The sequence below is a fragment of the Streptomyces sp. 3214.6 genome (assembly GCF_900129855.1).
GTDB classification, from domain to species: domain Bacteria; phylum Actinomycetota; class Actinomycetes; order Streptomycetales; family Streptomycetaceae; genus Streptomyces; species Streptomyces soliscabiei.
The window spans coordinates 2,359,530-2,370,521 of record NZ_LT670819.1 but is presented as its reverse complement, the minus strand read 5'-3'; the positions used below and the strand labels follow the sequence as shown (position 1 = coordinate 2,370,521).

General features: G+C 70.0%; 8 protein-coding genes. 2 read left to right on the top strand and 6 right to left on the bottom strand.

Going from position 1 to position 10,992, the window contains the following annotated elements:
• Positions 1–49 precede the first annotated feature (49 nt).
• The 4 genes from B5557_RS10600 to B5557_RS10585 are packed head-to-tail and all read right to left on the bottom strand — an operon-like array spanning position 50 to position 4,686.
• Complete coding sequence (locus tag B5557_RS10600) at positions 50–649, bottom strand: GTP-binding protein (RefSeq protein ID WP_079658883.1); 600 nt, start codon at positions 647–649, stop codon at positions 50–52.
• Positions 636–1,076 (bottom strand): DUF742 domain-containing protein, encoded by a 441-nt coding sequence (locus B5557_RS10595; RefSeq protein ID WP_079658882.1) that lies wholly within the window; start codon positions 1,074–1,076, stop codon positions 636–638. The genes B5557_RS10600 and B5557_RS10595 overlap by 14 nt, the downstream gene beginning before the upstream one ends.
• A gap of 32 nt (positions 1,077–1,108) precedes the next feature.
• Positions 1,109–1,585, bottom strand: coding sequence for a roadblock/LC7 domain-containing protein (locus B5557_RS10590; protein ID WP_079658881.1), 477 nt, complete (start codon positions 1,583–1,585; stop codon positions 1,109–1,111).
• Positions 1,582–4,686 (bottom strand): HAMP domain-containing sensor histidine kinase, encoded by a 3,105-nt coding sequence (locus B5557_RS10585; RefSeq protein WP_173877661.1) that lies wholly within the window; start codon positions 4,684–4,686, stop codon positions 1,582–1,584. Before B5557_RS10585 ends, B5557_RS10590 begins: the two co-directional genes overlap by 4 nt.
• 405 nt (positions 4,687–5,091) lie before the next feature.
• Here B5557_RS10585 and B5557_RS10580 point away from each other — a divergent pair, with 405 nt between their 5' ends.
• Together B5557_RS10580 and B5557_RS10575 are read left to right on the top strand one after the other, a co-directional pair.
• Positions 5,092–6,051 (top strand): ABC transporter substrate-binding protein, encoded by a 960-nt coding sequence (locus B5557_RS10580; protein WP_079658880.1) that lies wholly within the window; start codon positions 5,092–5,094, stop codon positions 6,049–6,051.
• 50 nt (positions 6,052–6,101) lie between these two features.
• Entirely contained in the window at positions 6,102–7,952 is a 1,851-nt protein-coding gene (locus B5557_RS10575) for an aromatic amino acid lyase (protein WP_079658879.1), read from the top strand.
• Between the two features lie 13 nt (positions 7,953–7,965).
• Here B5557_RS10575 and B5557_RS10570 read toward each other — a convergent pair whose 3' ends face one another.
• Positions 7,966–9,336 carry a glycoside hydrolase family 43 protein gene (locus B5557_RS10570; protein ID WP_079658878.1) on the bottom strand — a complete coding sequence of 457 codons (1,371 nt, stop codon included), beginning with the start codon at positions 9,334–9,336 and terminating at the stop codon, positions 7,966–7,968.
• Between the two features lie 319 nt (positions 9,337–9,655).
• The gene (locus B5557_RS10560) at positions 9,656–10,921 is read right to left on the bottom strand and encodes an IS701 family transposase (RefSeq protein WP_079658877.1); all 1,266 of its coding nucleotides are present in this window, start codon (positions 10,919–10,921) and stop codon (positions 9,656–9,658) included.
• Positions 10,922–10,992: the final 71 nt, after the last annotated feature.

Here is a 10,992-nt window from a genome sequence, read left to right as displayed (position 1 = left end):
GTGCGGGGCAAGGTCATTCCCGCGCACCGGAGTTTTTCGCCCGCCCCCGTCAGCCTTCCGAACGGGCCAGTGCCTGTTCCAGTACGACGAGGAGGGCGTCGCGCACCGAGCCCCGCTCGCGCGCGTCGAAGACCAGCAGCGGGACGCCGTCCGACACGTCGAGGGCCCAGCGGACCTCCTCCAGCGTGTGCGCGACGTGACCGTCGAAAGCGTTTACCGCCACGGCGAAGGGGATCTGCTTGTGTTCGAAGTAGTCGACGGCGGCGTAGCAGTCGTCGAGACGGCGGGTGTCGACGATGACCAGCCCGCCGACCGCGCCCTCCACGATGTCGTCCCACATGAAGCCGAACCGTTCCTGTCCGGGCGTGCCGAACAGGTACAGCTTCAGGGTCGGGTCGATGGTGATGCAGCCGAAGTCCATCGCGACCGTGGTGGTGGTCTTGCGCGGGGTGTGGCTGAGGTCGTCCACGCCCGCCGCGACCTCGGTGATGGCCGCCTCGGTGGTCAGCGGCTCGATCTCGGAGATCGAGCCGACGGCGGTGGTCTTGCCCACGCCGAAGCCGCCCGCGATCACCAGTTTCACCGGCAGCGGGGGCCGTACGGCATCCCGGCCGGCCGAGGTGCGGACCAGCGGTTCAGTCGGTGTCACGGAGTACCCCCCGGGAGTCGGGGATGGCCCGCAGGCCATCGATAACCCTGCGCAGAACGGATGCGTCGTGGGTGACGCCGGAGTCGGGCACGTGCACCGACAGCTGCCCCGCCGCCCGCAGGTCCTCGGCGAGGACCCGCACCACGTTCAGGTGCAGCCGCAGCCGGGCCGCGATTTCCGCGATGGACTGCGGAACCCGGCAGGCGGCGACGATGTCGTGCTGTTCGAAGGAGAGCCGGTCGAGCGAGTCGAGCCCGTCGGTGGTGGCCACCAGCTGGGTCTCCACGGGCATCGTCCGGCTGGACGACGCCTCGCCCGCGCCCGCCACCCGGCCGGCGGTGACCAGGAAGGGCCGGACGGCGGGCGCGGGGCCGACGGGCGCGACGCCCTCCTCGCCGGCCTCGCGCGGTGTGCGGCCGTCCGCCATCGGTGTTCGCTTTCTCTACGGTGGCACGCGCGTCAGCGCGTACGCGTGGCGCCGACGCTGTTCTTCAGTTCCAGGACGAGCTGCGGATTGAGCGCGGTGCCGGCGCGGTTGGCGAACACCGTCATCTCGTAGGCGATGTTGCCCAGCTTGGCCTCCTTGTCGGTGACCACGCCGAGGACGGCGCCGCTGCCGATCGCGGAGACCAGGACATGGCCGCCCTCCAGATCGATGATGACCTTGTTCAGGCCGCCCAGACCGTAGTTGCCGGAGGCGCCCGCGGCCAGGCTGGTGATGCCCGAGACGATCGCCGCCAGCCGTTCGGAGTCGGCGTGCTCGCGCAGCTCCGACACGGCGATCAGCAGCCCGTCGGAGGACACCGCGATGGCGTCCACGACTCCCGCGGTCTCGGTGGCGAAACGGTTGAGCAGCCAGGTGAAGTCGGCTGCGGCGGCCCGCAGATCGGTCGGCTTGGCGTCTCCGGCGGGAGTCTCACCTGTCGACATGCTCACTGCTCGGCTCCTTCCGGAAGGTGGTTCTGGTGGTGCGTGGTGTCCCGGCCGCTGATCGGGTCAGTGATCGGTTCGGTCCGGTCGGGCGCGTCGGACGGCTCTGTCCGGTCGGTCCGGTCGGGCGATACGTCGGGACGGTGGTCGTGCCGGCGGTCGTTCCGGCGAGCGATCGGGTCTTCGGTGGGGGTGACGGCGGACGCGTCGGCGTGGGTGGTGCCGGTGCCGGTGCGGCTGTCCGGATGGTTTTCGACGGGACGCGGGTACTCACCCGTGTCCCCACCGGTGTCGCGGTGCGCGCGGGCCACGGCCGCCTCGAACTCATCCAGCGCGTCGCGCACGGCGTCCGCGTCGGCCGGGCGGGCGGCTCGCCGCGCGGCCTGCTGGGCGGCGGCGTCGACGGTCGTCCGCAGCGTGGCGCCGCGCACCCGCCGCCGCAGGGGACGGGAGCCGTCGGCACCGACGGCGGGTCCGTCGATCCCGGTGCCGGCACCGGTGCCGGAAGGCTGGGCGTCGGCCGTGCGGGCGTGGGGCTCGGTCGCCCCTTCCGCTTGCGCCCGGGGGTGGGACGTCGGCTCCGCCTCGCGGGGCGCCGGGATTCCCGGGCCGGTCCGGTGGGGGTGGAGCCCGGGCTCCGCCGGGTGGATGCGCGGCGCGGGGTCGGCCGAGTCCTCGGGTCCGGGTGTGTGGGCGCGGGCCGCGGACGTGCCGGACTCGGCCGGACGGCCAGGGACACCGTGCTCGGCACCGGCCCCGACCGTTCGATGAGAGACACCGGTCACGGACGCAGGCGCCGAAGCACCGGCCCCGGTTCCGACCGTCTCGTGCGTCGCTGCTCCGACCCCGGCTGTCTCCCGGGGCGCGGCGCCGGTGTCGGCCGTCGGAGTGAGCGGGGTTTCGGCAGCGATTGCCGGGGTTTCCGGCTCGTGCTCGGCGGGGGCCGGGTCGCGGCGCGGCACCCGGCGGGGGAGCGTGATCGGGTCGTCCTCATCGGTGGCCCAGGACGGGACGGAGGAGGACGGGGAGGGGCCCGCCGCGGGGGCCGACGGAGTGGCCAGGGCGGCGGAGGCCTGGGAAACAGGCGTTTCCGCGGGGCCGGGCCGCCCCACCGAACCCAGTTCGCTCATCGTCAGGAGGAGGGTCGCCGGGATCAGCACCTCGGCCGTCACACCGCCGCCCGGAGTGCGGGACAGGGTGACGTCGACGTCCCAGCGGCGTGCCAGCGCGCCGACCACGAACAGGCCGAGCACCTTCGTCGGGACGAGGTCGAGGCGTTCGCGGCGTACCAGGCGGGCGTTCTCCTCGGCGAGACGCTCGGCGCTCATGCCCAGGCCGTGGTCGGCGACGGTGATGGACGCGCCGTCGTCGTGGGAGCCGACCACCACCTCGACGGGGCTGCCCTCGGGGGAGAACGACACGGCGTTCTCCAGGAGTTCGGCGATCATCAGCGTCAGGTCGCCGATGATGTCGGGCTCCACCATGGTCTCGGTCGCCGCCCGCAGCCGTACCCGCTGGAAGCCCTCGATCTGGCCCAGCGCGGCACGTACGACGTTGGTGAGCTCGGTCGGACCGGCGTCCAGGACGGTCTCGCGGATGCCGGCCAGCAGCATCAGGCTGTCGGCGTTGCGGCGCAGACGGACGGCGATGTGGTCGATGGAGTAGAGGCGTGCCAGCAGCGCGGGGTCGGTCTCACCACGCTCCACCGCATCGATCAACGCAAGCTGACGAGTCGTCAGGTTGCTGACGCGCCGGCCGACGTTGCCGAACATCTCGGCGACATTGCGCCGGCTGAGCACCTGGCGCTCCAGCAGCGCGGCCGCGGTGGTCTGCACGTTGTTGAAGGCTTCGGCGAGTTCACCGATCTCGTCGTCCGCGGTGACCGGCAGCTCCCGCAATCGCGGGGAACCGGTCTCCTCGGCGTCGTCGTCGGCGACCCGGGCGAGCTCGCGGCCCGCGACGTCGGCGACCTCCTGGGCGGCCCCCGTCAGCGCCAGCACCGGACGGACCACGGAGCGGCGGACCAGGATCGAGAAGGCGATCCACAGGGCGAAGCAGATCAGCGCCAGGCTCAGCAGCAGACCCGCGCGCCACTGGGCGCTGGAGGAGGTCTCGTCGGCCCGGTCGGCGATCTGGTCGATGAGCGACGAGGTGATCTTCAGCCGGGTCTTGGCCTGCGTGCTGTAGTCGGGGTAGGACGCGATGGCCGCTTTGAACGCCGCCCGGATCTCGCCCTGCGACTCGGCCTGCAACGCGCTGGGGTCCACGGCCAGTTCGGCGTAGTGCTGGCTGATCGAGGCCTGCGAGGCGTTGTGCTCGATGCCGCCGAACTCGTCGGACTGCGCCTGGCTGGCGAACCGGTCGAACCGCTCGGCCTGGTAGGTGAACAGCTGGTAGGAGCCGACCGCGCCGGTGAACTCGATGAGCGCGTTGCTGTCGCCGGTCCGCGCGGAGAACACGCCGGTCTCGTAGGCGCCGTGTGCGGCGTCGGCGCGCAGCAGCGAGTCGAGAAGGTTGCCGGTGAAGGTGGTCGCGAGGGCGGAGTTGCGGTCCAGTCCCAGTCCGTCGATGAGGCCGTCGGCCGCACCCGAGTACGCGGGGTCGATGTTGTCGGCGGGCAGATAGCCCTGCTCGATGGTGGCCCGCAGGCCGGTCAGGCCCTGGACCTCCCGTAGCGCCCGCGCCTCGGTGTCCGGCAGCCGGTCGCCGAAGGCGTCGACCACCTTCTGCACCTGCGCGTCCACGGCGAGCTGCGCCTGCCGGTAGCCGTCGCTGGAGGGCGTGCCGCCGTCGAAGGACGCCTCGTGCCGTACGGAGAGCAGGATCGCCTGCTGGTGCTCGTTCTGCAGGTCGGCGACGAGCTGGGCGACTTGGGTGCTGTCGCGCACCAGATGTGCGGCGTCCTCCGCGCGGTTGGACTCCTGCACCAGGTCGACGATGAGGTACGTCAGCAGCAGGGCGATCACCGTCAGCGGGATACCGACGAGTACGTTCAACTTGCGCTGGAAGGGCCACCGGTCGGCGAAGCCCCGCAGTCCCCGGCGCACGGACGACGACGATGCCGAGGATGCCGACCGGGCGGGCGCGTCCACCTCTTTCGTGGACACCGGGCCTCCTTCAAGGGGGTGTTGCAGGCGTGCAAGGGGGGTGCTGCATGCGTGCCGTCATACCGCACGCGGTGTCCGTGTCCGAATGTGAACGATACGGAAGCGGCCCCCGTACACCGCTGTGGCCGACGCCGACTGCTGTGGCGGACGCCAACTTCGGCGACACTACCGCCTCTTCGAACGGTCGAGCGTGTGGCTCTACGTCAAGAATCCATTACGAAGCCGTGTACAACAGCCTTCCCGGGGCCTCGGGAGGGGTAGACAGGTCTCCCGATCCGTACGCAAGTGATCACGGATCGAAGCCAATCGGTAACCCAGCTGCTCTTGACTGATCAAGAAGCCGGTGGATTGGATCAGGCCAGAGTGTTTGAGTTTTCATCAACCCCCCAGTTCGGAACGGGAACCGTGACTTCCAACGCCCACAGCAGCAGGTCCCTCAGGAACCACCCCGGTGCGGCGGCCGTCGCCCTCGCCGCCATGACGGCCCTGCTGGCGGGATGCTCCTCCTCCGACGACACCTCCGACAACCCGCTCGCAGGCGACAAGGCGGCCGGCGACACGGTGGTCGTCGGATCCAACAACTTCGCCGAGAGCATCCTGATCGCCGACATCTACGGCGAGGCCCTGAAGGCCAAGGGCATCAAGGTGTCCTACAAGCCCAACATCGGCAGCCGTGAGACCACGTACGGCCTGCTCAAGAACGGTTCCATCACCGTCCTGCCGGAGTACAACGGCTCCCTGCTGGCCTACCTGGACGCGAAGGCCCCGCAGACCTCGCTCGCGACCGTGAACGCCGCGGCGAAGGCCAAGCTCGACTCCAAGCTGACGCTGCTGGAGTCGTCGCCGGCCGAGGACAAGGACTCCGTCACGGTCAACGCGGACACCGCGAAGAAGTACAACCTCACCGCGGCGTCCACCCTCGCCGACCTCAAGGACGTCGCGCCCGACCTGGTTCTCGGCGGTTCGCCCGAGTTCCAGACCCGTCAGCAGGGCATGCTCGGTCTGGAGTCGGTGTACGGGCTGAAGTTCAAGTCCTTCAAGGCCCTCGACGCGGGCGGCCCGCTGACCCAGGCCGCGCTGAAGAAGAACACCGTGCAGGCCGCGGACATCTTCACCACGGACCCGACCATCACCAAGGAGAAGTTCGTCGTCCTTCAGGACCCGAAGAACCTCTTCGGATTCGCGAACGTGACGCCGCTGGTCTACAAGAGCGGACTCTCCCAGGAGGGCGTCGACGCGCTCAACGCCGTCTCCGCCAAGCTCGACACGAAGACCCTGCTCGACCTGGACTACCAGGTGCAGCTGGAGAGCAAGGACCCGCTGGACGTCGCCAAGGCCTGGCTGAAGTCGGCGGGCCTGGGCTGACGTTCCCTCGTCATCCAGTTGAACCCTTGCATCGTTGAACGATTGAATCGTTGGACACAACAGCAAACAACGCCCGGGTCGTCCTGAACGGAACCACCCTCACCGTCGGCGAGCTGATCGCGCTCGCCGACGGTGAGGCCGTTCCCACGGTGGCCCCCGAGGCGCGCGAACGGGCCGTGCGCTCCAGGCGGACCGCGCGACGGCTCGCCGCCACCGGCCGGCTGTACGGCCGCGGCACCGGCGTCGGCGCCCAGCGCTCGGTGCCGGTCGACGAAGCCGACGAGGCCGCGCACGGCCTGCGCCTGCTGCGCAGCCATGCCGGAGGGGCGGGCGCCCTGCTCCCGGCCCGTCAGGTTCGCGCGATGCTCGCGGTACGCGCCAACCAACTCCTCGCCGGCGGCTCCGGCATCCAACCGGACTTCATCGACGCCCTCACCGCCGCTCTACGGCTCGGCGTCCTCCCGGCCGTCAACGAGTACGGCGGAGTCGGCACCGGCGACCTGACGGCCCTGGCCCAGACCGGCCTCACACTCATCGGCGAACGGCCGTGGGCGGGTGAGGAGCCGGGCGGTTCGACGGGAGATCCTCAGCCGGACGGCGAGGCCCCCGGCAGCCTGGCGAGGGATCCCGAGCCGGCGGCGTCCGCGCGGCTCCTGCCAGGGCTCGGCGCTCCGACCGCCCCCACTCCCGCGTCCGGCCCGGTTCCTGACCCGGTTCCGATTCCTGTTCCTGTTTCCGTCCCCGGGCCCACCCCCGCGCCCGTGTCTGTCTCTGCTTCTGTTTCCGTCCGCGGGCCGGTCCCTTCCTCTGCCCTTGCTCCCGGGGCCGCTCCGGTTGCCGTCGCCACCTCTGTTTCCGGCTCAGCTCCGACCCCCGCGCCCGCCCCGGCCTTCGACGCCACTCCCGGCCCTGCGTCCGCTCCCGCCACCACCTCCACCGGACTCCCCGCACCCGTCACGCTCCAGCCCGGCGATGCCCTGGCGCTGCTCAGCAGCAATGCCCTCGCGCTCGGGCAGGCCGCGCTCGCTCAGAACGCGTTGGACACGCTGTTGCGGGCCACGCATGCCGTCGCCGCACTGTCCCTCGTCGCGGTGTCCGGATCGCCGGAGGCGTACGCCGCACCCGTGCACGCCCTACGGCCCTATGCCGGTGCCGCCCGCGCGGCCGGTGAGGTGCGGCGGCTGCTCGGACTGCCCGACCGGCCGGCGCACCACCCGGGCGGCCGTGTCCAGGATCCGTTCGGGTTCCGCGCCTTCCCCCAGGCGCACGGCTGTGCCCTGGACGCCTGTGAGCGGCTGCGCGAGATTCTGGAGGTGGAGGTCAACTGCCCCTCGGAGAACCCCCTCATGGATCCCGAAGGCGCCGCCGCCTACCACCACGGCGGCTTCTTCGCCGCGCCCCTGGGTCTCGCCCTGGACGCCGCCAACCTCGCGCTGTTGCAGACCGCGCAGCTCTCCGCCGCCCGCCTGGCCGCGCTCGGCGACCCCGGGCTCACCGGCCTGCCCGCGTTCCTCGGGGCGGGGCCCGCGAGCAGTTCGGGCACGATGATCCTGGAATACACCGCCAACTCCGCGCTGGCGGAGCTGCGTTCCTGTACGACCCCCGCCTCGGCCGGCCACGCGGTCCTCTCGCGGGGCCTGGAGGAGGCCGCCAGCTTCGCCGGACAGGCCGCCCGTCAGGCCCTGCGCGCCACGGACGCCTACGCCACCGTCCTGGCCTGCGAACTCGTAGCATCGGTACGGGCGTTGAGGATGCACCCGCACCCGTCCCCGCACTCGATGCCGCCGGCGGAAGTCTTCGCAGTGGCTGCGGCCGCCCTTCCCGCCGGCACGGAGGACCGCCCGCTGACCGGCGATGTGACGGCGGCGGCCCAACTGCTGCCGGTCCTCGCCGAGTTGTGAGCGGGAGCGGAACTCAGTAGCCCACGTAGAACGTCGCGTCCTGCTTCTCCGTGGTCGTCGAGATCGGGTCGATGCGCAGCACGTAGTTCGAGTGCCGGATGTAGCGGGTCGGGTTGTTGTACGAGCGGAACGAAGACCATCCGGCGTCCGCCAGGCCGGCCGTACGGTAGAACGTCGCGTCCCCGGCGAACGTCGACGTGCCGTCGTTGACGTCGAGTTGGAGCTGGTAGTTGTAGTGCCGCAGGTAGCGGGTCGGGTAGTTCACCGACTGGAAGGAGACCCCGGAGCTGTCGGCCAGGCCGGGGACGAGCTTCCACAGCGAGTCGGTGTACGGAACGAACGGGTACGTGTCGATGCGGCCGACGTAGTTGGAGTGGCGGACGTAACGGTCCGGGAAGTTGTAGGACTTGAGCCGGTTCCACGTGGGCGCGCCCCACTTGGCGACCAGGTTGTCGTACTGGGTGCTGGTGATCGTCGTGATGCCGCAGTGCTTGGAGTTGAGCGGCTGGGTGTACGTTCTCTGGTCCAGCGCGGTCCAGGTGCCCGCCGAAAGGTCGGTGGACTGCCAGGCGTAGAACACGCCGTTGGGGGTGTACGTGTCGCCCCAGAGCCACCAGGTGTTGGACGTGAGGGACTTGACCAGGGTCGGTGCCTCGGTTCCGCCGTGTGCGACCCCCGTGTTGAAGACCGTGAAGCTCCCCGGATCGAGGGAGGTGGACCGCGCGCCCACGAGCGTCTGGTCCTTCTTGAAGTAGAGGTAGTTCACGCCGTTCACGCCGACGGCCATGTCACCGTCGATCACGTCGTAGCCGGGGTCGAAGAAGACCTGGGGGGCTGAGGCCGTGACGAAGTCGGTCGTGTAGTTCACCATGATCACGTTGTGGCCGCTGGAGTTGACCGCGGAGTAGATGAGCGCGTACTGCCCCCGGCTCGCGTCCCAGAACGCCTCCGGCGCCCAGCTGTGGGTGTTCATGTCGTGCAGCTTCAGCCGGTGGTAGCCGGTGAAGGTGCGCAGGTCGGTCGAGTTCCACACGTGGACGTACTGGCTGACGTAATTCCAGTCGGTGCCCTTGAGGTCGGTGGCGAGCACCACGAAGGTGCCGTCCTGCTTGCGCAGGATGAACGGGTCGCGCAGCCCGCCGGCGCCCTCGGTGGGTGTGACCACGGGGTTGTTCTGGTTCAGCGGCATCCAGCGCAACCCGTCGGTGCTGACGGCGAGATGGAGACCGTAGTCGGTGCCGGCCCCGAGGTCGTTCGCCTCGGTGAAGTAGCCCATCACGTACGCCGAGTCGGCCGCTTGGGCGGTGGGGACGCCCATGGTGAGGGCCAGGGGGACGGAGGCGGCCGCGCCGAGGAAGAGGCGGCGGGACGGGTTGGGGGTCATGTGCGCTCCAGGGTATGCGGGGTGCCCTTTGCTGCGGACTGACACCGATCCTTCATTCGATATATCGAACTAAGTTCGGCAAGTCGGTCAGAAGGTAGGGGCGCGAGAGGAGCAGGTCAATCACTGGGACACGCTTGGCGGTTTCCCGCCTTGTTTCTGTGTGCGGCCGATGGAAAATCCGACGATCCCACCGACGGACAGGTACTAGTAGGGCTTGGTCATGTTGGTGCGAGGTCCGGCATGTCGCGGTGACAGGTGGGGCAGGCGCCGGTCCAGATCACGAGGAGTAACTGCAGCTCGCGAACGACTCGGTAGAGGCTCAGGCCGACGCCGTCTCTTTTGGGGATCGGCTCAGTCGCTGCAGGGTGCAGAAGGCGTGGGCGACCGAGACGAGGGTGACGTGGTGGTGCCAGCCGGGCCAGGTTCGGCCTTCGAAGTGGGCCAGGCCCAGGGCCTGTTTCATCTCGCGGTAGTCGTTCTGGATGCGCCAGCGAAGCTTCGCGGTGCGCACGAGGACGGGCAACGGGGTGGTCTCGGGCAGGTTGGAGAGCCAGAACTGCACGGGCTCGTCCTCGGTGACGGGCCACTCGGCCAGCAGCCAGCGAAGAGGCAGTTCGGCACCGGTCGTTGCTTTGCGGATCTCGCGGCCGGCGGGCCTGATCCGCAGGGCCACGAAGCGCGAGTACATGCGCTTGTGCCCGCTGCGGCCACTGCCCGGTCGCGATCCCTCCCTCCACTGCACTGGCCGTGCGGAAGATTTGCCGGCCGCGATGACCAGGCTCTTCACCCTCTGCGCCGGACCAGGGTAGGCAGGAACCGGCTGTCGGCCCCGGCCGGAGTAGGCCGGGGTGCACGGCTGTGCGTCCTCGGGTTGCGCGGTGGTCGTGGTCGAGATGCCCACCACGTAGTCGAGACCGCGTTCTTCCAGGCCGAGCCGGAAGGCGGCGGTGTCCCCATAGCCGCCGTCGGCGATGACCTGGGGCACCTCGATGCCCCAGGAGCGCGTCTCGTCGATCATGTCGAGGGCCAGCTGCCACTTCTCGACATGGCCCACCTGCGCAGGGACGGCGCACTTGTCACGGCGGACCACTTTGACCGGATCGGCCTTCGGCGAGGCGGGATCCCAGCTCTCGGGCAGGAACAGACGCCAGTTCACCGCCGCCGAGGCGCCGCTGGAAGCCAGGTGCAGCGAGACCCCGGCCTGGCAGTTGGTGACCTTGCCCGCGGTGCCGGTGTACTGCCGGGTCACGCACGCGGACGCGTCACCGTCCTTGAGGAACCCAGTGTCATCGATGATCAACGCGGTGGGCTTGATGACCGGCTGCATACGCCAGGCCAAACGGGCCCGAACATGTGCCGCATCCCACGGGCTGGAAGTGACGAAGTGGGCCAGGGCCTGCCGGTTCCCGTCTTCGCCCAGGCGGGCGGCCATCGGCTCCACCGACTTGCGCCCGCCGTCCAGCAGCAGGCCCCGCAGATATACCTCGCCCCACCGTCGCTGATCTGCCCGCGCGAACTGCTCGAACATCTCCGCCGCGAAGTCCTCCAGATCACACCGGACCGCAGCCAACTCCCCACCCAGCACACCCGATCAACGACACGACCGATCAAGAAGACACGCCATCACGGACCGCACCTGACCAAGCCCTACTAGTG

Excerpts from the sequence above, each read along its gene's own strand:
- B5557_RS10595 (WP_079658882.1), bottom strand. The coding sequence starts at position 1,076 with ATGGCGGACGGCCGCACACCGCGCGAGGCCGGCGAGGAGGGCGTCGCG.
- B5557_RS10570 (WP_079658878.1), bottom strand. The coding sequence starts at position 9,336 with ATGACCCCCAACCCGTCCCGCCGCCTCTTCCTCGGCGCGGCCGCCTCC.